This window comes from Enterococcus hulanensis, assembly GCF_005405485.1.
In the GTDB taxonomy this organism is placed as follows: Bacteria; Bacillota; Bacilli; order Lactobacillales; family Enterococcaceae; genus Enterococcus_A; species Enterococcus_A hulanensis.
Map to the genome: position 1 here is coordinate 246,025 of NZ_BJED01000002.1, position 23,943 is coordinate 269,967.

The window sequence follows — 23,943 nt, forward strand, 5'->3', positions numbered from 1 at the left end:
CTTTATTGTCACGGAGGGGCTTTTCTCGTATAGTTTAGTGAAGGGGTGATGTAAATGATTGAATTAATTGGTGTAACCAAAGTTTATGGAGATAAAAAAGCGCTGGATAATTTGAGCTTAACGATCAAAGACGGCGAGATTTTCGGTTTTTTAGGGCACAATGGTGCGGGAAAATCGACGACGATAAAAAGTTTAGTCAGCATTATTGAACCGACGAATGGTGAAATTCTCTTTGATGGCAAGAACATGAAGGAGGATCGGCTGGGGATCAAAAAGAAGATCGCCTACGTGCCGGATTCGCCAGATATGTTTTTGCAGCTGACGGCCAATGAATACTGGGACTTGATCTCAGCGGCCTATGAATTGAAGGGGCAGGAACAACGGCGGCAGGAGCTGATCGAATTGTTTGATCTCGTGGGTCACGAGGACGAAACGCTGGAAAGCTTCTCTCATGGGATGCGGCAGAAAACGATCATCATCGGGGCGCTGCTGCCTGATCCGGATATTTGGATCTTGGATGAACCGCTGCAGGGCTTGGACCCGCAGGCCGCATTTGATTTGAAGGAAATGATCAAGCGTCATGCGGAAAAGGGTAAAACGGTGATTTTTTCTACCCACGTTTTAGACACCGCGCAGCAATTATGCGATGAGCTGGCGATCTTGAAAAAAGGCGAGCTGATCTACAATGGCTCGGTGGACAATCTGCTGCAAGATTACCCGAATGAATCGCTGGAAAGCGTCTACCTCAAGATGGCGGGACGGCAAGCGGACGGTGATCTGATTTCAGAGATTGAGGAGGATGCTCATGAATAGCGGGATCATCAAGCGTTTGATCGCGGTGAACATGCTCTATGTCAATCCGTCATCGACGAATCAAATCCGCAAAAAAGGCCGCAAAGGAAAACAAGTCATCCGCAGCATCATCCAACAATACCTGCTGTCGGGTGTGATCTTTTTAGCGATTTATGGGGCAACGATGGTATTGATCGATTTCGCGCGGCTGCCGGGCTTTTTCACCTATTATATGGCCCTGTTCGCGCTGATCGGTTTTTCTCAGTCGCTGTCTGCGATTTTTAACGTGTTCTTTGAAAGTAAGGATCTGCAGGATTATCTGCCGCTGCCGATCAAGCAGGGGGAAATCTTTATCGCGAAATTCTTGGCGGTGGGGATGACGATCGTGCCATTTTTACTGCCGCTGTTGATTTTATTTTTCCTAACAGCCTTTAAAAGCGGCTACTCCATTGTGTTGGCAGTGGTCGGAGCGATCCTGCTGTTTTTGATCTTCTTTATTTTATTGTTTAGTCTGTGCAGTCTGATCGTTTTTGGAATGACTAAAACCAAGCTGTTTCGCCGTCACAAAAAGCTGTTTACCAGCTTGATGCTGGGCTTTTCGATGCTCGTTTCAGTAGGCGGGATCTTAGCGATCAACTTTACCCAAAACTCGTTGGATCACTCGGCAGGAGTTCCTGATCGTCATCCATTTGCGATTTTCATGCCGTTTTATCATGTGATGCATGAGCTGCTTTCTATTAAAGGACTGCTGCCGTTAGCGGGTTTGCTGGTTTTGACCGGGCTACTGCTGCTGGCGCTGCGCTTTTTCGTGGTTCCTAGTCTGTATGAGCAATTCAGTGATGAGGGCTCTCATACAGTGGCGACCAAACGCAAACGAAAGAGCAATCAATCCTTGAAAAAGCAATTAGCCAGCTACAATTATCAGCTGCTGAAAAATCCCAACCTGATTATGCAGGTTCTGACCTCATCGTTGATCATGCCGATCGTAATGGTGGGGACGATGATTACCACCAGTCCCGTCAGCTTGAGCACCTTGGGACTGAAGTTCATGGGCGTTTTTTTCGTCTGCGGGATCGTTTTTGCGTGTATTACCTTGAATCAAACCTCATTTGTCAGCAATCTAATCTCATTGGATCGGGAGAATTTCTCCTTTATCCAATCACTGCCGCTGTCATTGGATAAATACTTGCGGCAAAAGTTTTGGGTCGGCTGCAAGCTTCAAATGTGCATCTCAGGCGGTGTTGGTATCATCATGGCAATCGTGCTGAAGCTGCCGATTTTACTCATGTTGGCTTTTGTGATCGGGATATTATGGGGCACGTATTTACTGTCGCTGCACTTTTTCAGCCGCGATTATCGCTTGTTGAATCTGACCTGGACGAATGTTAGTCAGCTTTTCACGCGCGGTGTCGGCAATTATGGGCTGATGCTGTGGATGTTCGGCACCATATTTGTAGGGGCGATCTTGATCGCGCTGTATGTGGTCGGCGTTTTGATGAACTTTAATCCGCTCGTGCTAAATGGCGGAGTGATGATCTGGCTGGCGATCCTGTCTGGAGCATGGCTGTGGATCAACCATAGTAATTTTTGGAAAAAGCTGAGAAGTTGATTGAAGGAAAGAGTCTCTTTTAAAGAGATTCTTTTTTTATCCTCTGCTAGAAGTAAGCCCAAAACCGTGCAAATAATGCTCGAAAAGATTAAATTATCGGTGTTTTTTGATTGATGATTGATGGAGTTAGGATGGCAGTTTAATAAAATTATTTAAATGGTTTTTTCATAATTCGGTGCGTTTGGAAGGTTAAGCTTAGGGGGAGTTTTCTTTTATTAGTAAATTCGCTGTACTTTTTTAATTTTAAATAAAGTTGTTGGATAAAAGGGTAGCGTTTTCGTTTTTTTGCGTAGTCAAAATAAGTCATGATATAACACGCTTTTTTCGCAGGTCGCAGAAAAGATAAAAAAACAAGTTCGATTTGGTTTTCACGAAGTCTTGGATTATAGTTATTTTATCATTTCCCGTAAAGGTTTCTTTTTATTAAATTGTTCTTTTTATGAAAGCAATTGTCTGAAAATTTCGACAATGCACTTTCTTGCGCTTCGTGTTTTTTCATTGTAGAGTTACATTTAGGGTCTGCTCGTTACTAAAAGATTCTTGCTCAATTAATAACTAATTGATGGGATGAATACGGTAGAAGAAGGAGTACCTGAGACAAAATTGAATAGGAGTGGTTTCAATGTCCAAAGCAGAAAAAGGCATGACGCTTGGCGCTCTGGTCATGATGATCTTTACCTCAGTTTTTGGGTTTGCTAACGGTCCAGTGGCATTCTACTTGATGGGGTACGGCTCAATCGTCTTTTATGTCATTGCTGCGATTCTATTTTTCATTCCTTTTGCCCTAATGATGGCTGAATTCGGTTCAACGATCAAAGGCGAAAACAGCGGGATGTATAAATGGTTGGAAGTCAGCGTAGGTCCACGTTTCGCGTTTATCGGAACATTCATGTGGTTTGCATCTTACGTTGTCTGGATGGTATCTACATCATCAAAAGTTTGGATTCCTTTTACAACGGCCTTTGCCGGAAGTGACCAAACGCAAAAATTAAGCATGTTTGGTTTGAACTCGACTCAATTAGTTGGGATCTTAGCCTGCGTGTGGATGATCATCGTTACTTTAGTCTCGATCAAAGGGGTTAAAGGAATTGTCAAGATCACCAGTCTTGGCGGTTTGGCGGTAACTAGTTTAAACGTTGTTTTAATCGTGATTTCTGGTATTATTTTGGTTGTTAATGGCGGACATTTAGCTCAACCATTCGACCACATTTTACATTCTCCAAATCCTAGTTACCAAAGTCCGATCGGCTTGTTAGGTTTTGCGGTATTCGCGATCTTCGCTTACGGCGGTTTAGAAGCTGTTGGTGGGATGGTTGATAAAACCCGTAATCCGGAAAAAACATTCCCTAAAGCGGTCGTTCTTTCTGCCTTGATCATTTCGATTGGTTACGCATTAGGAATCTTCCTATGGGGCGTAAGCACGAACTGGCAAGATGTTTTATCAGGCAATTCAACAAACTTGGGTAATATTTCTTACGTAATGATGAACAACTTAGGGGTTGAATTTGGTAAAGGCATCGGCCTTAGTCAAGCAGCCGCTATCAGTATGGGGAACTGGTTTGCTCGTTATACTGGTTTAGGGATGTTCTTAGCGTATAGTGGTGCCTTCTTTACTTTGACGTATTCTCCATTGAAGACGTTGATCATGGGTACACCGAAGAAATTATGGCCTAAGAAATTTACTGAATTAAACGAAAACGGTATGCCAAGCTATGCAATGTGGGCACAATGTGCGCTCGTTGTTGCAATCATCTTGATTGCCTCATTTGCGACACCAGATCCATCAGCGTTTTATAACATTTTGACCTTGATGGCGAACGTTTCTATGACTCTACCTTACTTGTTCTTGATTTATGCATTCCCTAAATTCAAGAAAAAAGAAGGCTTGGAACGTCCATTCGAAGTGTACAAATCTCAAAGCATGACCATGGCAATCAGTGTGGTAGTCTTCTTATTAGTATTGGGTGCGAATGTCTTCACGATCTTCCAACCAATCATCGAAGGTGCCGGCGCACGCGATACTCTTTGGATGATCGCAGGGCCAGTTGGCTTTACAGTAGTTGGTATCATTCTTTACCAAAACTATGTACGCCGTTCGAAAGCTGAATAATATAAAATAGAAATCTCCCGGCGGAGGATCGCTGGGAGATTTTTTTAGAAGTTTTTTAAAATCAATTTCATTCCATTGCAATCACCTTGAAAAAAGTTATACTTGTTGTAACGGGAGGCGATTATATGGAAGAAATGGATGTTGAAGTTAAAAAAATTGGTAATTCTGTCGGTATTATTTTCCCCAAAAAATCTCAGATGAATGAAGGCGATAAGTTTACTTTGCGTTCCTTCAATAAAACCTATGTGTTAACTCCTAAAATCAAAGATATCTACTATAGTGATGAATTTTGGGGTGATGTCAGAAACGAGTTGACAAAAGAAGATACTGAATGGGATGAATTCAATTCTTTACCTTCGGAGGTAATTGATTAATGTATATACCTCGTCAAAGAGATGTTGTATTTATTAATTTTGATCCTTCATTGGGGTCTGAGATTAAGAAGAGAAGACCGGCTGTCGTTGTAACTAACTATGAGTTTAATCGACGGACCGGATTTTGTTATGTCTGTCCAATTTCTTCAACAAAAAGAAAAGCGCCGCTGTATGTTGATTTAAAGACAATGAATTCGAAAGTAAGTGGACAAATATCCGTGCATCAGATGCGTTCATTAGATTTCAGTAAACGAAACATAGAAAAAAGAGATATGTGTGAAGTTGGCTGTTTTTCAGAAATTTTAGAAAGAATCGAAGCTTTTGTATCAATTGAAAACTAAAAAGGCTCACATGCAATAGCTGATGATTGTATAGTGACGAATAGAAAGTTTAACTGCAAAAGAGACTGCTGATAAAGACGATAAAACAAGTTCGACTTTATTATTTAAAAATGTTTATTTAAAGACCGAAATCTCCCGGCGAATATTCGCTGGGAGATTTTTTTTCGTTATTCCGCAGGCTTTAAGGCGGTGGCGAAATCTATTCGATTGATGCGGAGATTTAGATAGGCTTGAACCAGTAGCATACACCCAAATAAAACGAGACTGGCAAGTGCCAAGCTTTGAAAAGTGATATGCGGCAAATACTGCTGCTGATCGGTAGAGACCATCGCCACATAGGCTTTGAGAAACAGCCAGCCCGCGGGCAATCCTAGCAGCCAACCAATCAACGTTAATAATGAAGTCTCTAAAAAGGATAAAGAGAGGACTTCCCGCTTCGTGAAGCCCAAGACCTTCAGCGTGGCGAATTCGATGAACCGCTCGGAAAAGATCAGTAAATGACAGTTCAGCATAATGGTGATCCCTAAAGCCAATGCCGCAAGAATCAATAGCGTGACAATCATGAGGATTCCCTCAAGCAGCTTCTGGGAGTCTTCAAATTGCTGCTGCTTGACGTTTCTGCTAGCGATCAAAGGCATCTCCGGCAGCTGATCCTTCTTAGGCAGCAGGAGGCTTTGCGGCTCAAAGGTTTGCTGGAGGTTCTCCCAAACTGCCTGTGAAAAGAAGAGCCCCTGCGGTGAAGAAATAGGAACGATTGTTTTGATATAGACGGGAAAAATTTGCTGCTGCAGCTTGATATACACCGTATCCTTTGGTTTTACCTTGAGCTTTTTTGCTAGGGCGTCCGAGAGGCCGACTTGATTGGCGGCTAAGTCCTGCAAATCCAATGTAGGAACCGCCAGCTCATTGCCATCTGACACGATGGTGGCTTTGGTCGCTTGTTCTTCGGAATCCTTCAGCAGCTTGATATTTTGCTGCTCCAGCCATTGATAATCCGTGATCGTTTCTGCTGTCGCGGTTCTTTCCTGAGCATTCAAGGGCTTTTTAAACGTGACTTTTTCTTCGTAGCGGTAGGTATCATTAAAGATTGAGTCTAAGGAAAAATTGATGGAATCCTTGATCCCCAGAGCCGCGATCAACAGCAGCATGCAGCCCAGCGCACCGAAAATCCCCAGCACCGCCCGCCGCCGATTTCTTTGGATGTCCCGCAGTGTCCATTGCAGAGCAAAAGGCAGGTGAGACCAGAGCTTCGTATGCTCCAGCCAGACTCGTTTGAACCGTTGATTTGACTGCTTTTGCATGATTTTTGCCGGCAGCTGTCCAATAAGCGGCAGTACCGGAAGCAAGGTGATCAGCATGTTCAACAAAGTGACTACTGCGACCATAAGGTACCCAAGGGAAGTGTGGACTTCCAGCCAAGCCGGGACCGAAAACTGATTGCCGATGGCTGTTAATAAAGCCGGAGAAAGTAGTTTGGGTCCGAGCATGCAGCCGAGACTCGCGCCAAAAAGGGTCACGATCATGCCAAAGGATAAATAATGGAGCAGGACCGTGCGGCGGCTGAAGCCTTGTGCTTTCAATACGGCGATTTGCAGCTGCTGCTGTTTGACGAAGCGCCGCATCGTGGCTTCCATCGTGATCAAAGTCAGCAGCAAGAACAGACTTGAAAAGAGAAAGGCCAGACGCTGGATTTGCGTGACGCGATCAAAGAAGATCGAAAGGCCCGAAGTATCTTGTGGCTGGTTCAATTCCAGATAGTCTGCTGCCCAAATGTCCGCTAGCTCTTTTTCCAGCCAAGGGGGATTGCTGTTTTTCTTGGTTTTCACCAAGAGCTGATGAACAGGATAGAGTCGCAAATGCTCAAAAGACTGCTGGGAAAGGTAAGCATAGCCGCTTTTTTTGTGGTTCGGCAGCGGCTGGTCTTCGCTGGCAGTATGGTAGATAAATTCAGGCTGGCGCACCGTTCCTAAAATTTCATAGGATGTGTCCTCGATCAAAAAAGCTTCTCCAAGCTGATAGTGACGTGCCTGAAAGAAATCCTCATCCAGCCAAATTCCGGCTCGATCCGTAAGCTTTGCTCCTCGAATTACCTGTGGTCTGCTGATGGCTGAGTGATTGAAGGTGAGGAGTGTCAATGAGAATTTGTCGGTCTGATAACGACCGATCGATCGTCGGGCGACCTGCTTGACGTTTTCCAGCTTGTTCATTTCCTGCTCCATTTCGGCGTTGAAACTTGCGACAGATAAGACATTATCGGCCAAACGACTATCCTTTACAAATTCCTTGCCAGTCGCATCCATTTGCTGACTCAGATGGAAAATACCCGTAAAAATAAAGAGGCAAATGAAGCTCATGAGAAAGACCGAGAGGAAACTGATCCAATTTTTGCGGAGATCGCGAAAGGTTTTACGTACCATTACCACTTCACCTCATCGATCTGCAACGGCTGATTTTGCCGAATGTTTTCAACAATTGCACCGTCTTTTAAATGCAGCACACGATCAGCGATTTGCGCGATCGAGGCATTGTGAGTCACGACGATGATCGTATGTCCATGGATCACCGCCATTTCCTTTAATAGGTGGAGGACCTGTTTTCCAGTTTCGCTGTCTAAGGCTCCGGTCGGCTCATCACACAAAATCAGCTGCGGATTTTTGCAGACGGCACGAGCGATGGAGACCCGCTGCTGTTCGCCGCCGGAAAGCTCCTGCGGGAAATTGGTTAGCCGATGAGAGAGCTGAACTTTTTCAAGAATGTCCGCGGCTTGAAAGGGGTTCTCGGCAATTTTTTGCGCAATCGCCACATTTTCTAAAGCCGTCAAAGTCGGAATCAAATTGTAAAATTGAAAGATGAAGCCGACATTTTTGCGGCGATACTCGGTCAATTCCTTTTCTTGATAGCGATGGATCGGCTCTTCTTGAACAAACAGTTCGCCGCCAGTCGGCTGATCCATGCCGCCTAAAAGGTTCAGCAGCGTTGTTTTGCCAGACCCGCTAGGACCTAAAATCACTGTGAATTCCCCCTTATCAAGGGAAAATGAAATATCTGTTAAGGCCGGAATCTCTGTTGTTGCTGTTCGGTAACTCTTTTTTAACTTCTTCGCTTGAATGTAAGCCATGGTATCCCTCCTGATTGAACACTGTGTTGATTTTTTATGTTTTCTAGTCTAAGCTGAAATCACAGGTTGAACAACGAACAATCTTTCAACGAGTGTTCAAAAGTTAAACAGTTCGCAAGAGATTGTTCAAAAATTCAACAGATCAGGTCAAATTGTTGGAGGAAAAGATGTCGAATAAAACAGATCGAACAAAGATACATATCATCCAGACCTTTTTTGCGATGATGAATGAAATGGGCTTTGACAAAATTACCGTAGCGAATTTGTCAAAACGGGCAGAAATCAATCGCGGCACGTTTTATCACCACTTTCCAGATAAATACGCGGTCCTAGAAGAGGTGGAGGAGGAGATTTATTCCACTTTCAAACAGGTCCTGACTGACCATGTTGGCTGGGCAGTGACGGAGAAAATCGAGTTATACGGCCGCAATCAGGTAGAAAAACTTTTCAAGGAAGCCTGTTTGGTGGTTATGAATTACTTATATGAACGAAAAGAAACGGCGCAAACACTGTTGGGAGAATACGGTCGTCCGCAATTTATCGAAAAACTTGAGCGAGCGTATATCTCTGCGGTCCAAGAAAAAATTCGTCTGAACCCGCGAGAGTTTAGCGAATCGGAAAAATTGCAGCAGGAGTTTATTTATCATGGCGCGATCGCGATCGTTAAGCGCTGGATTCGAAGCGGCGCCAAGGAATCACCGGAGGAAATTGCTCGGGTCATCTCAAAATGTATGACGACACCGCCGATCGAGATTTTTGAGGCGATTGAACGGAGATAAATACTTTTTAGTTAGACAGCTGAACGGTCAAGAAGGAGAGTCGAATGAAGGAAAAGGCGATGTTGAAAATCATAGGACTGCTGGTAATACTCCAGTTTTTACGGCTAGGATGAAAGCAGCTATTTTTCTTATTCATTAAGCGGACGAACTTTTCAGACCATCTTGCCTCCATGCTCAGCTTCCTGCTGTTGACGGCTCTTATTGTGGTAATCTGCAAACGGCGGAAGATTGCATTGAACATTTTCCCGCCAAGCTTTAGTAGGCGCTACTTTTTTGCGACAGGCATCGTCGGCCTTTTATTGGTGACGACGCCGGCGAACTATTCAGGCGGAATTGAAGCGATCCTGCTCTTAATCTATAGTAGTATCGTGACGCCGATTTTTGAGGAACTGATTTTCAGAGGGTATGTCTGGAATCAAATAAGTGTTATTTTTAAACGAGCAGTACCAGTTTATTTATGGTCGTCAGTTCTATTTGGCATCTGGCATTTGGGCTATTCTGATTCATTGGCCTTCCGCGTCGGAGAGGGCTTGCCAGAAGCACTGATTTGGACGGTAATTATCGGCTTATGCTACGGTTTAGTCTTGGGATTACTGCGCTTACGAACGAAAAATTGCTATTCGACGATTTTGCTGCATGGTGCGATGAATATTTTTGGTCGTTGAGTGATAAATTATAAAACATTGATAGATCAAGCTTTTTGGGTTTGATAAAGACTTTTGACAAGGCAAAAATGGCCGATGACAAAGAGTTTTGCTGGTGAGAATCAGCGGGCTGTCTTATGGTGAGGATGAAGGAGCGGATGAAATGAATTTAAGCAAACAGATCAAACGATTACGCGAAGAGGCGGGTTTTTCCCAAGAGGAATTATCAGAAAAAATCTATGTGTCCCGACAGACGATTTCGAATTGGGAGAACGAACGGAGTTATCCGGATATTCATAATCTGTTATTGCTGAGTGTTCTTTTTAACGTGACTTTAGACGAACTTGTCAAAGGAGACGTGGAAACGATGAAAAAAGTGATTAAAAAAGATGAGTCAGATAAGTATGCCTATATTATGTTAATTGGTACTGTTGTTACGGCAATATCGGTTGGACCAGCAATAAAAATATTTGGAGATAATGGATTGTGGATTTCCCTTATCCTATTTTTACCAGCACTTTGGGCAGCAATGAAACTTGAAAAGTTCAAAAAAGAAAAGAATGTTAAGACTTACAAGGAAATCATTGCTTATATGGAAGGCGGAGACGTTGAAAAAGTCCGCGAAGAGCGGAGCTTCGGAAAAGATCTGCTGTCGAAAACAATGATCGTGGTCGTTTTCGCTGCGGTCGCATTGGCGATTGTGTTATTGAGTCTGTGGGTTAGCGGGATGTTTTAAGAATTTAAAAAAAGCGGCTAAAAAGGTTGTAATATCAATCCTTTAGCCGCTTTTTTGCTGTCAAATTTTCAATTTTGGGTGCACATTTCTTTATTATTAATAATAAATCTGGGTTATTTTTTTTACGTTTTTTTGTTTTTTTTGAGCCAGGTTGCGGTATGATGTTTTTGAGGAAAAATGAAAACGTATACAGAGAAGTGTGAGGGAGCGATTTATTATGAAAAAGAACGTACAAACCAAACCATTAAGTCAAATGCAGCTGTTCGTTACCAAACGCAGCACACTGGAGCAGAAAATTATCAGCTATTTTGAACATACTAAAAATGTGTCTATGGTCATCCAGTATGCGGTGGCGATCATGATTAAAAATGCACTGGTTTTAAGCGACTATTCTGATTTTTTAAAGGATTTGGTCCGTGAGCTGTTTCTGACAGCAGAACCAAGCGATGTGCTGCGGAAAAATCTCCCTTATTTCAAACCTTACTTCAAAAGCGGCGAGTTTGACACCGTCGTTCATCGACTTTTCAGCAATAAAAAGGCCTATCTTAAATTCTCCGAGGAAGCTCGTTTAACTAGCAAATATCTCCATTCCGTTATCCAAGCACCGACTGAAATCTCTAAATATAATTACTATCTGGTGGCTGTTTTTAAGGCAACTAACGGGAAAAGACATACCTGGACATTACGGGATATCAACCCTGCGGTGACCACAGAAGAGGCGGGAGAGCAAACCTATAAGCTGTTGGAACAGTTGACGACCCTTCCTCTTTTTAAGCAGGAGGATAGCTGGAAATTCGCGCAATACGTCAAGTTTGATTATTTTAAAAATGCCAAGGTCATGCATCATGAAGCACCGAAGGAAGAACTAGAAGAAATGATCGATCCTAAAGCAGCGCTGCAGCAAAAACAGCCGGAATCCGCCCAAATTTCCGAGGAATCGACAGAAGAAACCAAAGAAGAACTTACAATCATGGTGCCTCACGGCTTTGATCCACGAACCTTGAGCGATGCCGAAGCATGGGCCTTAGTGCAAGCTCATTTGCCAGAAGGGAAAAAACTGGAGGAGCTGGCGGTCGTATTTGTTGAGCGTCCGGCTGAGCCGTCAGAAGAACAGGAACCAGCCTTTGTACCGCCGACTATTTCCGACTTTGTGCAGCAGTCCCACGTTCAGAAATCCGAAGAACAGCCAGCAGTCGGTGTCGCTGAGCCGCCTAAACCAGAGCCCGTTAAAGAACGAACCCGTAAGAATCGCCCCCTCAGCGGAAGCCAACTGGCTGCCCAGAGTCTGATCAACAGCAGGGGAAGTCGTCAAGAGGGAACCACAGGCAAAACCAGCAAGAAAAATAAACATAAGGGAAAAAACGGCAAGAATCGAAAAAGAAAAAAACGATAAAAATAGGCTTAGTCCTTTTGTAACCTGATGTGAGGATTATTTGTGGTGGGGTCAAACTGAACTTTCCGTTGATTCGGGAATGGTCGAAAAAAGCAAATATCCGTCGCTTTTTTCGGAGTGGCCAGGAGTGATAATGATAAATAAATAGAACCACCGACTTGATTATCATTAAGCCGGTGGTTTGTTTTGCGCTGCTTTAGATTTTCGATGTTGGTCTGTTTATCGATGATAAATGAAACGATATCTACAACAAAGAAGGTCGGCAGAACGAAATGAATGTGTCTTGGTTTAGCTCCCCCTTTATTAAATAGGTGATCAACTGTGAAATGCTACACAGAGAACCCATTATTCCAGCAGTTTTTAGATGTTTCCCCGAAGTTTCACCATCAGTCCGTTCCTTTCTTAATTTTCAAACCTGCGCTATCCATAGAATACATTTAAAAGCAGTTTTCATTGTTTAAAAGTCGAAAACTATTTTTATGCAGCAAATTTGAATTATTCGCTAGATATTAAATTAGTTTTCAACGTTTTACTCATTGAAAGCTCCTTAAATCGGTTTTCAGTTTACAGGTACTTTTTGATCAAGCGACCATAAAATATGGAGACGATAACGATCAAAAACAGGGGAACTAAGCCTAATTTTCCTGTTGTCAAAAATAGCAGCCCCATTGCCAGCAGTAAAAAAAGCAAGATAGAAATGATCATTTTTAGCTGACTTTTAGCAGAGCCAACTGAAAAAAGATCTTTCAGTAAAGCGCCTAAAAGGCCAAATTTTAAAAAGAATTTTGTGTCCTTCATTGAAATTCACTCCTTAATAAAGCAGATAAACTAAGCCCATTTTCCGACCTAATAATACGCTAGTAATTCCTCTGTTTGATCCATTTACTTCTAATAAACGAGTAAACGTAAAAAAGTAAAAGCGGGATCAACAGCACGATGCCGATCTTTAATAGTAATAAGCCTAAAGGATAATTGATCGCATACTCCTCTAACAGTCTTCTTTTTTCAACATTCGATAATAGATTCAAGTTTTGGATTGGTACGACGTTGACCGAAAGTAAAAAGCCGAGTACCAAAAATAATATGTCAAGAATTAAAATAGCTTCACAAATCTTTTTGATGATCCTATTATATTAGATGACTGCTTGTTAGTGGCTGATTTATCCTTTTGATCTTGAACGTCGAAAAAAACGCAAAGAATTATCACTATGTGAGCGAATTTCAATAACACCCAGAATAGTGTAAAACAATCATTTTTGCTCCTTTTCATTATGAGAAACGGATGAAAATGCGTGATATTAGTGGAAAGGCAAAATAGAGAAGCTAGCTCTTTCGTGTAACTTATGCACGGTTTCTGTACTTTAATATGGGGAAGTAGCGATTTTTCACTGCTTTTAACCATTGATATGACAGCATTTATAATTATGAAAATGGCTCAGTTAAACTTTAAAATGGAACCCATTAGTGTTTTGACTATAGTCATAGGCTGTCTTATATGAATAAAAATATAAATACACTGTAATCGCTGACAATATACTAGAAATGAATGTAGAATTATTCCATGAAGAATTCCAAATAATATGCAGAACTGCAGGTGATATTAATAAAAGCATACTAATACTCTTTGTTATATTTTTTTCTAAAAGAGTGATTATTCCAAATGAAGTAATACCCGTGTACATCCAATGTGAAGAAATAGAATTTGACAATCTTTCGAACATCGATTTTAGGAATATAATAGAACCTTGATCCACACTGTTAAGGAAGTAAATATAATCTTCATACATTTGAAATCCTAATCCTAAAAGGCTCGCAAAGGCGAATATGTTCAAAATATTGTATTTATTCTTCTTGTAAATTAAAAAGAATGCCAAAATAAACGCTAAAGCTTTTAATACTTCCTCTAATGCAGCGCCTAGCAAAGAAATAGATGAGTTTTTTATAATAAAGTTATCTAATTGATAGATTAGATAATAGGAAAACGTCCCTGCAATAAAACTACCATTCAAAATGAACCATAAAAGTTCATTAAAACTAATAACCTGCATTTTGTAATTTAATAGAAGCGTTACTGGCAATGTATAACAAGAAATGGTAATAACGATTAATAATAATCGTTTCATTTGATCAAAACTGTTTAACTGTAAAAGTAAACCCTTGATTTCAGTGTTGAAGTTGAAAAACAATAGTACTAAACAAAAAATGAAAATAATTGTTTTTCGCATAAATGCTCCTTATCCAAGATTAGCGCCTGTATCAGATGATACAGGCGCTTTCTTTGTGATTTTTCATATGTCCGTAAGATGCGTAGATACACTATACGGGCATATTAAGTTTGTTTTTTTAGATAAAAATAAGTGATTATACAAACAATTATTAACCCCATAAAAAAATAATTATTTATAGCTAGCTCACTTATTTTTAGCAAATCAATTAACTTGAGGCATAAGTACGAGGTAATAAAACAGTAGACTAATCTCTGTAAAACTTTAGTTTTATATCGCGAAATTGTATAAACAAAATACCCCTGTAACCCAAATACAACGTAAGCTGGATTGAGTATCAACGAATGTGAATGAAAAAAGCTTGAAATCCCCCATAAAAGAGAGAGTAAGATAAATGCACCTATGAAATTTTTAGATTCATTTAAAAAAAATTTTTCATTTTTCATGGATTATTCGCCTCGATTAGTAAGTTCTATGTTGAGTACCAATACTTGGACCGTTTTTATAATTTCTAAGATGCCGTTTGTACAAAGCAATATACCCGTTGCCATTGCTATCCAATGCTTTTGCTAAACTAGCTGCATTCATACCAGCTTTAATTCCCATATAACCTACTAAAAATGAAGCGCCAGCACTTGAAATAGAAAACGTTGCTGCAATACCAGCAGTAATTTTGGAAATTCCCAACCCTGCTAGAGCTGCAAAAAACTGTCTTCCAACTGCAAACCCTGTATATTGCCAAGCACCGTAAATAATTCTATTCTGCGATAAACTATCGTGCATATCTGTTTTGATGATTGGAAAAGCTTCTCGGGTAGTTTGTTGTTCTCCGTTACCGTCAATTGTTGTTTTTTCAACGATAACTTCTTCTCCATTATTTGTTATGACAATGGATTCATCAGTTTCATTTCGATAATATGCCAGATGACTTGAAAAATGAATATGATCTTTAATTTCAACAATTCCTTTCGTATTTGATGAGTTAATCATAAAGGTATTTTTGAAAGAAATGTGCTTCTAGTAATAAAAGACTAGTTTCAGATCATTATCGTCGATAGGAAACAAATAAAAAGACGATTGTGATATCTTGAACGTTAAGCATATTCAGAATATGATATAATTTCTTATATGCATGACACTGTTATCAATTTTATACCTAAGAGGAGAAGATAAATGAGGCATTTTTTCATAATATATTTTTCTTATTCCCAGATAGTAGTAGTAACACTCTGTTTTTTCATTTTTGAAAGATTGTATAAACAAAAATGGTACAGGCTTTTGGTATTTATTATTCCGGTAATAATTAGTGTAATTATTGGTACAAGCTACTCTACATTAGATTTGCTGGTTCTATTTCTGCTACTATTTATTTTTTTTCACAAATTATTCCCTGAGAAGAATCCAATGCAACCTATTTTTTCTATCATGTGTTCAGCTATAATTGAAATAGTTACAACTCCTATTTTTGGAAAAATCATGTCGTACTATTTTAGTGTCGGAAATGAGATAAAAAAAAATATATATTCATTTATTGCAATTTTATTATTGGGGGGTGCTTGTATTGTTACCACTTTTCTTATTAGAGAAAAGCTTTATCCCTATCTAATAAAAATAAAGAAATTTGATACAGTATCATTAATTTTACTAGTGCTTGTTTTGAGTTATCAAACTGTTGAAATGAGCAAAGATCATGAGGGAAATCAAAATTTATTTTTATTACTTCCAATTTTTTACTTAATAATTGGAACTTTAGTTGCTTTTGTCCTTCGTTATCTTACCAAAAATGTCTTGCTTGAAGCGGAGGCGAAAAATAATCGAATTATTGCAGATTTGCAAAAAAACTATGTTGATGAAGTTAAGAGACAGTATCAGGAGATTCGAAAATTTCGACATGATTATACAAACCTTTTAACTACTGTGAACTTTTATTTGGAGCAAAACAAAATTGAAGAACTAAAAGCTTTTTTTTCCAAAGATTTGATGGAAACTACCGCTGTTTTGAGAGAAAATAACTTGATCCTCGATTCTCTACAAAATATTGAATCTTTAAGTATTCGAAGCATTTTTTATACTAAATTATTGTCGGCTCAGGAAAAAAATATTTTTTTGAATGTGGAAATTACAGAGCCTATCCCTGACTTCAAGACAGTAGGAAACGTTTCCCTTGTTCGACTTTTTGGTATTTTTTTAGATAATGCTATAGAAGAATTAGAATTGCTAAAAAAGGGGAGTTTGGTAGTTGTTATTTTCAAAGAGTTAAACGAAGTAACTTTTATTATACAAAATACCACAAGAGAAGGAATTGAGCCTCTCCCACTTTTAAAAAAGGAAGGCTTTTCCACCCGAGGAAAAGATCGTGGTATAGGACTATCTAATGTCGAAGAGATTTTGAAACAAGAACCTCATATTTGGCTAGAAACTAGTATTTCAGAAGACTTATTTATTCAAAAAATAACAATTTTGAATGAGGTGAAAGAAAATGATTCCAGTCTTTATTTGTGAAGACAACGAGATTCAACGTAAAACAATCGAAGGCTATATTAATAACTATATCATGATAGAAGAATTAGATATGAGAATTGAGATGAGTACCGACGATCCAAATGAACTATTGAATTACTTAGAAAAAGAGCCTCGATTAAATGGTATTTATTTTCTAGACGTTGATTTGAATCATGAAATCAATGGTATTCAATTGGGTGCAAAAATACGAGATAAAGATATTAGTGGGAAAATTATTTTTATCACGACACATAGTGAAATGATGTATTTTACTTTCAAATATAAAGTAGAAGCCATGGACTATATTATTAAGGATGAAAGTGAAAATCTACAGCAGCGAATCATTGACGTTTTGAAACAATCGAAAAAACATTATGAAGAAGCGCAAAGTACCTATGATGAAAGATTGAAAATAAAAATTGGCAATAAAGTGAGAGTATTTTCTGTTAGTGAAGTGATGTTTATTGAAACTTCACTTGTCCCACATAAGTTAACACTACATCTGATGCAAAGTACAGTAGATTTTTATGGTAAGATAAATGAAGTAGAGTCGTTGTCAGATTCCTTCCTACGTATCCATAAATCCTTTGTTGTTAACATAAAAAGTATCGCCACCGTGAATAAAAAAAAATATGAAGTCATTATGGAAAATGGTGAAATATGTCCAATCGCTATTAGAAAAGTTTCATTATTGAATAGACGTTTAGGATGAAAATGTGTACTTTTTTGATTGTTTCATCATTCTATACGATATCGCTTGATATACTATTAATCGATAAGGAATGGAGGAGTACAATGAAAAAAGTTTTGTTAAGTGGTTCAATGGTAGTTTTTTTGTTTTTCGGGATGAATTCAACGGTATTTGCGGTAGAGAGTGTAAATGATTTTGAGGGGAGTACTTCTATTGAAACAAGAAGCCCAACATTCAAAATTAATTTTAAAGGTATTCCACCGAAATTTTATAATGGAAAACCAAGAATTAATTATTATAAAATTCCAGGGGGATACACAGGGGTGTATTCAAGATATTAAGAAAGTTCGACTATCTTAAAAAAGATGGTCGAACTTTTTTTGGGTGTGCCAAGCATTTGGTTTTGGTGTGAGCCACCTATTTATAAAAAGTGAGCCATTCAAAAGTTTATTTGACAATGAGTTGCGTCCTGTTAGCCTCTGGCAGACAGGCAGTATCACCACCATACTTCTCGACTGATAGAGAGGAACATGACACAAGAGGCTCATTGTCAAATAAATTCGTTACTACATAATAACGCTACTTCAGTGGCTCAATATCATCATATTGGTGGCTCACATAGACCAAATTGATGGCTCAAAACTGACTGGAATATTCAATACCAAATCATTAGGTTTTAACTTTTATCAGCGTAGAAAAAAGACTAGTTTAATAGATTTACTTTCCCAAAAATATATATTGTTTGGTGTTAACCAATTTCCTTCTGATCGATCCTGTGACTGTTTAAGAACCACTGGCGATGATAATCGCCTACCAATGCGGTGAAAGGATAAGGGGTTATTCCATGGTCATCTAGCTGATCTTCTAAATAGTTCTTCAAAACCCACGGATCTTCAATATAGTGGACCGATAGATTCAAGGTATCCTCGATCACATCAGTTGTCGTGTGTAAATCTTGTGCGACTTGTTCAAGGCTTAAACCTGTACGCTTAAAATTTTCTTGGAGCTCTCTTTTCGTGTTGGTGACTTGTTGAGGGGTTAATGACATTGTACTCGCTTCTTTCTTTTAAAATAAACAGTTGTAATTAAAACTATTCACAGCATACGCCCTTTTAAAATACTTGTCAAATAAATAGTTGTGATTTAAACTGTTGATAAAGAAATGAGGGAGCGTATGATTTCGCAACGTGATGATTTAGCTGAAAAAATTTATGCGATCAGTGTTTTGCAGCAAAATTTTGTGATAGAACAGCTGAAAAATTTGCATTTAAATGGGTTGCAATCCCGCAGTCTGAGCTTCATCGCGGAGCATTCAGGGACGATGCAGCGGGATTTGGCAAATTATTTAGGCAAGCAACAGGCTACAGTCACTAATATTTTGAAGGTTTTGGAAGAGCGGGGATTGATCTACCGCGAGATCCCCAAAAACAATGAACGCCAAAAAAATATTTATCTGACGACAGAAGGTGAGGAGATGGTTAAAAAAGTCCAGGCGATCTTCCAAGAGCTGGGGAAACATATTGAATCAGCATTCTCACCAGAAGAACAGCAGCAATTTACGCAGTTTTTAAAAAGAGCAGAAGAGCAATTGACGTAGCGAAAAGGCTGCGTCTTTTTTGTGTCTCGGGTTAGCTAATCCAACTATCTAGATATTTTTTAGTGACTTTCACAAGCTTTCAATCAATAACGGAAAATCCCAATAATTTTACAAACGGTAAAATAAATAATCATTCTTTTTTTTAAAGTACCCTTCTATTATTGGGTGATGTGATGCTGGTTCTCACGTAATAATGACAAGTAAATATGATTTAATTGAACTGAGGAAATGATTTTAGCAAGCAAATCGCCTAACTGAATAAAAAGGGGAAGAGCAAAACAAAAAATAACGAATACCTACATTTTTAAGGCGTGTCGGAGAAACTGCCTTTTTTTGCATTGAGTTCTATCAATTAAAAAGCGGCGTTTAGTTACATGATTTGAGGGTTCAGCTGTTTAATTCTGTCATTAAGGGGGACATTGAAATGATAAAAAGAAGAAAAGGCTTGTCTGTGATATGTATGCTGATACTGGTGAATAATTTCATCTTTTCTACAGGGAGCGCGGTTATTGCCAAAACAACGGATGAAAACGCGACTGAAGAGACCCAGTTAGAAAATCCGCTTGAAAACAAATTATTGAAGGAATCGCTACTTGAACCGTCAGCGACAGTGAATACGGAGGAAACGCTGGAAACGACCGAAGAGGAAAGTCCTGTTGTAGAAGCCAGCGAACCGAGTGTTCCTCCCGAAGCAACGACGGAAACCCAAGAAATCGAAACAGTCGAAGAAACCGAACAATCTAGCGAAGTCGTAGAAAGAAAACAAGCAGTAAGCAATAATATATCAGCCGACGAACCGAGTGCTGAAATGGGGGATTTCACTGTTACAGGTGGAACAATAAATGAGAACTACACATATGAAGACAATGTTCTGTCGTTTACTAAGAGCGGTGAGTATCAAGTAACCGGTAAGACTTCTACGGATCGGATCGAGGTTGATGCTGCTGATGTGAGACTGACGTTGAATAATGTGAAGATCGATGTGTCGTCCCATGGGAATCAAGCAGCTTTACTGATTGCAGAAGATGCTTCTGCCACGATTGATTTGGTAGGAGAGAATGAATTAATCAGTGGAAATAAATATGCGGGTTTACAGAATGATAACGATACGATGGATTCACTAGTTATAACTAGTGGTTTAGGAATTTATCGTGGTTATGCCGGTAAGTTGACTGCAGGTGGAGGAGTTCTTGGAGGAGCCGGTATTGGTGGTGGAGATAAGAGAAATGGAAAGGTAACAATTACTGGTGGTCAGATATTTGCAAAGGGAACAGCTAATGGAGGAGCCGGTATTGGTGGCGGAATGTTTGGAAGTGGAGAAGTAACAATCAGTGGTGGTTATATTTCCGCAATAGGAGGAATTAATGCAGGTGGTATAGGCGGTGGAGTACAAGAAAAAGGAAAGGTGACAATCAGCGGCGGAACGATTACCGCGAGTAACGCAACTGGGAATTTAGGGATAGGTAACGAGAGAAATTACGTTGAAGGGACGCATGTAACAATTAAGGGCGGATCTGTCAAAGCGTTAGGCCCTAATAAATCCACTGACAGCATCAACCCAAGACCACTCAATGGTTCAGAAGCAATCGAACAATGTAATCTGATTCCTACTGAGGACAATGCCAAGGTTTCAGTCGATGGTGTCGATTATCAGGTCGCGGGTCCTCATGAAGGGGATGAGCATTATTATCTGTATATGACGAAAGCTTCCCATAAAGTCACTGTTACCAACGATAGTAAGACGAAAACTTATTTTGTCGATTGGGATAAAGAAAGTGAAGAATTTGTATTATTTAATTTTGGTGATTTAGAGACAGACAATGTTACAGGAGTCGAGTATTCCGATAATGAATTGATTTTAAGCGGTGATAATCAAACCTATACGGTAACGATGCGCGATGGTATAGAAAAAACAGAGGCAGATCGAATAAAAGTCACTGGGAAGAATGTCAAAGTCATTTTGAACGATGTGAAGATCGATGTGTCATCAAAGCGAGAGCAAGCAGCTCTACTGATTGACAAAAATGCTTCTGCCACGATTGATTTGGTAGGAAAAAATGAATTGAAAAGTGGATATTACTGTGCTGGTTTGCAGAATGATAACGACACCAAGGATTCCTTAGTTATTACTAGTGGCGGAGGAATTTATCAAGGTTATGCTGGTGAATTGTTCGCAAAGGGAGCGGGTAACGGAGCAGGTATTGGTGGCGGTTACCATAAAAATAGCACAGTAACCATTAAAGGAGGAAGTATTAAAGCCGAAGGAGGAGATAGTGGTGCTGGTATTGGCGGTGGTGATAACGGGAATGGAACTGTCTGGATTACTGCCGGGACAATTAACGCTACTGGAGGAGAGTCTGGAGCCGGCATCGGTAGTGGTTATAAGGGAAATGGCAATGTAATAATTAAAGCTGGTAAGGTTGCAGCAAAAGGCGGAGAAGAAGGAGCCGGTATCGGTGGCGGATTAAGAGGAAATGGCACGATAGAAATTGATGGAGGAACGATTATTGCAGAATCGGGTAAAGCTGGTTCTAATGGAAGAACTAGCGGAGCCGGTATCGGTGGTGGCGCAGGAGGAACCTCCGATGTGGATACTGGAGGAAATGGTACGGTAACTATTCGTGGAGGAATCATTACTGCAAACTCAGTGAAGTCTGGGGCAGGAATTGGCGGTGGAGGTAAAAGTACTGGAAATGTTGGGGGAATATGTCAGGCAACCATTAGTGGCGGTACGGTCACCGCGAATTGCGAATATAGGGGTGTCGGCATAGGAAATGGAGAAGGTGTTGCTGATGCCGGATCGGTAACGATCACCGGTGGTACGGTCAAAGCGTTAAAAAATGATTATAGTACTGATATTCTAGACCCAAGACCAACCAATAGTTCAGAGCCAGTTGAACTTTGTAATCTGATCCCTGTTCAAAACGATGACACAGTCTTAGTAGACGATGTAGACTATCAGGTTGCCGGTCCTCATAAAGATGATGGTTACTACTATCTGTATATGACGAAGGACTCTCATAAAGTCACTGTAACCAGTAATACTAAGTCACAACCGCAAACTTACTTTGTACGCTGGGATGACATCAATAAAAAATTCGTTTTTTGTGATCTAAATATAAACAATTTTACAGGAGTCGAGTATTCCGACAATAAACTAACTTTAGGTGGTGATAATCAAACGTATACGGTAACGATGCGTGATGGAATAACGGAGACGAAGGTAGATCGTATAAAAGTCACTGGGAAGAATGTCAAAGTTATTTTGAGCCATGTGAAGATCGATGTGTCGTCAAGGCGAGAGCAAGCAGCACTACTAATTGATAATGGTGCTTCTGCCACGATTGATCTGGTAGGAGAAAATGAACTGAAGAGTGGGAAGCTATGTGCAGGTTTGCAGAATGATAATCGTAGGGGGGATTCTTTAGTTATTACTAGTGAAGAAGGGAAGTATCAAGGATACGCCGGTAAATTGATTGCGGTAGGAGGAGAGAGAGGATCAGGCATCGGTACTGCTGATACGGTGGTATATAGTGGCGGCGGAGTAACAATCAATAGCGGTCAAATTTCTGCAATAGGAGGAAAAGACGGCCCAGGTATGGGTGGAGTAGATGGTGAGGTAATAATTAGTGATGGCCAGATTTCTGCGAAAGGTGGAGAAGGTGGAGCGGGTATCGGAGGACAATCTGGATACGGATATCAGGGTGGACCTGGAGCAGACTGCAAGGTAACAATTAATGGCGGCCAGATTTTTGCAAAAGGAGGAAACGGGGCTGCTGGTATAGGTGGAGGATATTCGAGCGGTCCCAAAGTAACAATTAGTGGCGGCACAATCACAGCGATTGCAGGAGATAATGCTGATGGGATTGGTGAGGGGAGAGTATCATCTGGCACGTCTGCCAACGAGCAATACGTGTCCATCACCGGCGGCTCTGTCAAAGCATTAGGCAGCAACGAAACTCCTGACAGCATCAACCCTAGACCAACCAGTGACGGGAATACTCCGATCGAATTATATCGAGCGAATGCTTCAGGTTATTCCACGGGTCAGCCATTGATGGTTGGAACGACGGATTGGCCGATAGCTGGCAAGCATGCGGAGGATGATTCCTTATATCTTTATTTGCCAAAGGAAAAACACGTCGTAACCGTCGGAGAGCAGGAGAACTTCATTGGCTGGCAGAACGAGGCTTTCGCTCCAGTGCCGACGTATTCGCTGATGATCCCGGCTAAAGTCGAATTGACGGATGAAGGAAAAAAAGCAGACGTTCAATTAACCAATGAATTCTACGGAGTACCCGGCTATAACAAGCGGGTCACAACAAGCTTATTAAACAACTCAACTTTGTTTTTAAAAAATCAGATGGATAATAAGAAACAGGTGCAGTCCGTAATTACTTACCAGCCAGTTGTACTGCCACATAATTTCGAGAATGAGGCAGGTATTTTGAAACTAAGCCCACCAGCGGCACTTGATGAAACGCCTATTCAAGCGGGGAATTATCAAGGGCAACTGACTTTCCAAACGACTCTGGCAACCGAGGAGGGCAATCCATGAAAAAGAAAACCATAATTTCTGCTATCGTACTCGTCATCGTTCTAGTGTGCGGCTATTTCCTTTTTCAGTATCTTCAGCAGGAAGAAAAGCTCTTGGCGGATGTAGAATCTGCCGAAGAATGGACTGGGGAGCGGCAGGTTTCCCGCGAGCCGTCGCCAACGATTGAGATTCCCGGCTTTGACAGTATTCCCTTGAAGGCGGACAGCACCCAGCAACAGGTCAATTTCCACAACCCGAAAAGCAATACCTGTTACTTCAAACTGTCCCTGTGGCGCGATCCTGATACCAAGCTTTGGGAATCCAAACTACTAGAGCCCGGCAAAGCTATCTATGACTTGACCTTGAATCAAGCGGTGGCGGCTGGTAAATATGACCAAGCGATGCTCAAATATGAATGTTTTACCTTAGACAAGCAAGAACCCTTAAATGGTTCCGAAATAAACTTAACCCTAAATGTTCAATAGAAGGAGTGAA

The 23,943-nt window shown here is 40.4% G+C and carries 22 protein-coding genes; 15 read left to right on the forward strand and 7 right to left on the reverse strand.

Going from position 1 to position 23,943, the window contains the following annotated elements; all coding sequences use genetic code 11:
* The first annotated feature begins 54 nt into the window (after positions 1 to 54).
* From FFR60_RS03780 to FFR60_RS03800, 5 genes are all read left to right on the forward strand, one after another.
* Entirely contained in the window at positions 55 to 813 is a 759-nt protein-coding gene (locus FFR60_RS03780; protein ID WP_088935204.1) for an ABC transporter ATP-binding protein, read from the forward strand.
* Complete coding sequence (locus FFR60_RS03785; RefSeq protein WP_137663086.1) at positions 806 to 2,401, forward strand: ABC transporter; 1,596 nt, start codon at positions 806 to 808, stop codon at positions 2,399 to 2,401. Before FFR60_RS03780 ends, FFR60_RS03785 begins: the two co-directional genes overlap by 8 nt.
* Before the next feature lie 622 nt (positions 2,402 to 3,023).
* On the forward strand, positions 3,024 to 4,511 hold the full coding sequence (yjeM, locus tag FFR60_RS03790) for a glutamate/gamma-aminobutyrate family transporter YjeM (protein WP_137663087.1): 1,488 nt from the start codon (positions 3,024 to 3,026) through the stop codon (positions 4,509 to 4,511).
* A 125-nt stretch (positions 4,512 to 4,636) separates the two neighbouring features.
* Positions 4,637 to 4,885, forward strand: coding sequence for an AbrB/MazE/SpoVT family DNA-binding domain-containing protein (locus FFR60_RS03795; protein WP_249354942.1), 249 nt, complete (start codon positions 4,637 to 4,639; stop codon positions 4,883 to 4,885).
* Positions 4,885 to 5,226, forward strand: a complete 342-nt coding sequence (locus FFR60_RS03800) for a type II toxin-antitoxin system PemK/MazF family toxin (RefSeq protein WP_137663088.1) — start codon at positions 4,885 to 4,887, stop codon at positions 5,224 to 5,226. Before FFR60_RS03795 ends, FFR60_RS03800 begins: the two co-directional genes overlap by 1 nt.
* 167 nt (positions 5,227 to 5,393) lie before the next feature.
* Here the strand turns inward: FFR60_RS03800 and FFR60_RS03805 are convergent, their stop codons facing one another.
* Together FFR60_RS03805 and FFR60_RS03810 are read right to left on the reverse strand one after the other, a co-directional pair.
* Positions 5,394 to 7,643, reverse strand: coding sequence for an ABC transporter permease (locus FFR60_RS03805; RefSeq protein ID WP_137663089.1), 2,250 nt, complete (start codon positions 7,641 to 7,643; stop codon positions 5,394 to 5,396).
* Positions 7,643 to 8,344 carry an ABC transporter ATP-binding protein gene (locus tag FFR60_RS03810; protein ID WP_137663090.1) on the reverse strand — a complete coding sequence of 234 codons (702 nt, stop codon included), beginning with the start codon at positions 8,342 to 8,344 and terminating at the stop codon, positions 7,643 to 7,645. Before FFR60_RS03810 ends, FFR60_RS03805 begins: the two co-directional genes overlap by 1 nt.
* A gap of 167 nt (positions 8,345 to 8,511) precedes the next feature.
* On the opposite strand from FFR60_RS03810, the gene FFR60_RS03815 reads away from it, so the two are divergent.
* The gene (locus FFR60_RS03815) at positions 8,512 to 9,123 is read left to right on the forward strand and encodes a TetR/AcrR family transcriptional regulator (RefSeq protein WP_137663091.1); all 612 of its coding nucleotides are present in this window, start codon (positions 8,512 to 8,514) and stop codon (positions 9,121 to 9,123) included.
* A gap of 7 nt (positions 9,124 to 9,130) precedes the next feature.
* Here the strand turns inward: FFR60_RS03815 and FFR60_RS22805 are convergent, their stop codons facing one another.
* Entirely contained in the window at positions 9,131 to 9,295 is a 165-nt protein-coding gene (locus tag FFR60_RS22805) for a hypothetical protein (protein WP_212741894.1), read from the reverse strand.
* A gap of 61 nt (positions 9,296 to 9,356) precedes the next feature.
* Between FFR60_RS22805 and FFR60_RS03820 the strand changes: the two genes are divergently transcribed.
* The 3 genes from FFR60_RS03820 to FFR60_RS03830 all read left to right on the forward strand — a co-directional run bounded on the left by FFR60_RS03820 (position 9,357) and on the right by FFR60_RS03830 (position 11,896).
* Positions 9,357 to 9,788: a CPBP family intramembrane glutamic endopeptidase gene (locus FFR60_RS03820; RefSeq protein WP_212741895.1), complete on the forward strand. Its 432-nt coding sequence runs from the start codon at positions 9,357 to 9,359 to the stop codon at positions 9,786 to 9,788.
* Between the two features lie 142 nt (positions 9,789 to 9,930).
* Positions 9,931 to 10,503 carry a helix-turn-helix domain-containing protein gene (locus tag FFR60_RS03825; RefSeq protein WP_137663135.1) on the forward strand — a complete coding sequence of 191 codons (573 nt, stop codon included), beginning with the start codon at positions 9,931 to 9,933 and terminating at the stop codon, positions 10,501 to 10,503.
* 217 nt (positions 10,504 to 10,720) lie between these two features.
* Positions 10,721 to 11,896 carry a hypothetical protein gene (locus FFR60_RS03830; RefSeq protein ID WP_137663092.1) on the forward strand — a complete coding sequence of 392 codons (1,176 nt, stop codon included), beginning with the start codon at positions 10,721 to 10,723 and terminating at the stop codon, positions 11,894 to 11,896.
* Between the two features lie 564 nt (positions 11,897 to 12,460).
* Here FFR60_RS03830 and FFR60_RS03835 read toward each other — a convergent pair.
* From FFR60_RS03835 to FFR60_RS22900, 3 genes are all read right to left on the reverse strand, one after another.
* Positions 12,461 to 12,694 carry a hypothetical protein gene (locus tag FFR60_RS03835; RefSeq protein WP_137663093.1) on the reverse strand — a complete coding sequence of 78 codons (234 nt, stop codon included), beginning with the start codon at positions 12,692 to 12,694 and terminating at the stop codon, positions 12,461 to 12,463.
* A gap of 641 nt (positions 12,695 to 13,335) precedes the next feature.
* A complete protein-coding gene (locus FFR60_RS03840) occupies positions 13,336 to 14,121 on the reverse strand; it encodes a PrsW family glutamic-type intramembrane protease (protein ID WP_137663094.1) in 786 nt (261 codons plus the stop codon).
* Between the two features lie 462 nt (positions 14,122 to 14,583).
* Positions 14,584 to 15,111: a hypothetical protein gene (locus tag FFR60_RS22900; protein WP_249354943.1), complete on the reverse strand. Its 528-nt coding sequence runs from the start codon at positions 15,109 to 15,111 to the stop codon at positions 14,584 to 14,586.
* Positions 15,112 to 15,294: 183 nt separating this feature from the next.
* Here FFR60_RS22900 and FFR60_RS03850 point away from each other — a divergent pair, with 183 nt between their 5' ends.
* The 3 genes from FFR60_RS03850 to FFR60_RS03860 all read left to right on the forward strand — a co-directional run bounded on the left by FFR60_RS03850 (position 15,295) and on the right by FFR60_RS03860 (position 17,655).
* Complete coding sequence (locus FFR60_RS03850) at positions 15,295 to 16,623, forward strand: sensor histidine kinase (RefSeq protein WP_137663095.1); 1,329 nt, start codon at positions 15,295 to 15,297, stop codon at positions 16,621 to 16,623.
* Entirely contained in the window at positions 16,601 to 17,335 is a 735-nt protein-coding gene (locus FFR60_RS03855) for a LytR/AlgR family response regulator transcription factor (RefSeq protein ID WP_137663096.1), read from the forward strand. Before FFR60_RS03850 ends, FFR60_RS03855 begins: the two co-directional genes overlap by 23 nt.
* 83 nt (positions 17,336 to 17,418) lie before the next feature.
* The gene (locus FFR60_RS03860) at positions 17,419 to 17,655 is read left to right on the forward strand and encodes a hypothetical protein (protein WP_137663097.1); all 237 of its coding nucleotides are present in this window, start codon (positions 17,419 to 17,421) and stop codon (positions 17,653 to 17,655) included.
* A 407-nt stretch (positions 17,656 to 18,062) separates the two neighbouring features.
* On the opposite strand, the gene FFR60_RS03865 is transcribed toward FFR60_RS03860, so the two are convergent.
* Positions 18,063 to 18,362: a DUF2316 family protein gene (locus tag FFR60_RS03865; RefSeq protein WP_137663098.1), complete on the reverse strand. Its 300-nt coding sequence runs from the start codon at positions 18,360 to 18,362 to the stop codon at positions 18,063 to 18,065.
* A gap of 126 nt (positions 18,363 to 18,488) precedes the next feature.
* Between FFR60_RS03865 and FFR60_RS03870 the strand changes: the two genes are divergently transcribed.
* The 3 genes from FFR60_RS03870 (at position 18,489) to FFR60_RS03880 (ending at position 23,933) form a co-directional block, all read left to right on the forward strand.
* Positions 18,489 to 18,911 (forward strand): MarR family winged helix-turn-helix transcriptional regulator, encoded by a 423-nt coding sequence (locus FFR60_RS03870; protein WP_137663099.1) that lies wholly within the window; start codon positions 18,489 to 18,491, stop codon positions 18,909 to 18,911.
* 424 nt (positions 18,912 to 19,335) lie between these two features.
* Positions 19,336 to 23,469, forward strand: a complete 4,134-nt coding sequence (locus FFR60_RS03875) for a hypothetical protein (protein WP_137663100.1) — start codon at positions 19,336 to 19,338, stop codon at positions 23,467 to 23,469.
* Positions 23,466 to 23,933 (forward strand): tRNA (uracil-5-)-methyltransferase, encoded by a 468-nt coding sequence (locus tag FFR60_RS03880; protein WP_137663101.1) that lies wholly within the window; start codon positions 23,466 to 23,468, stop codon positions 23,931 to 23,933. Before FFR60_RS03875 ends, FFR60_RS03880 begins: the two co-directional genes overlap by 4 nt.
* Positions 23,934 to 23,943 lie beyond the last annotated feature (10 nt).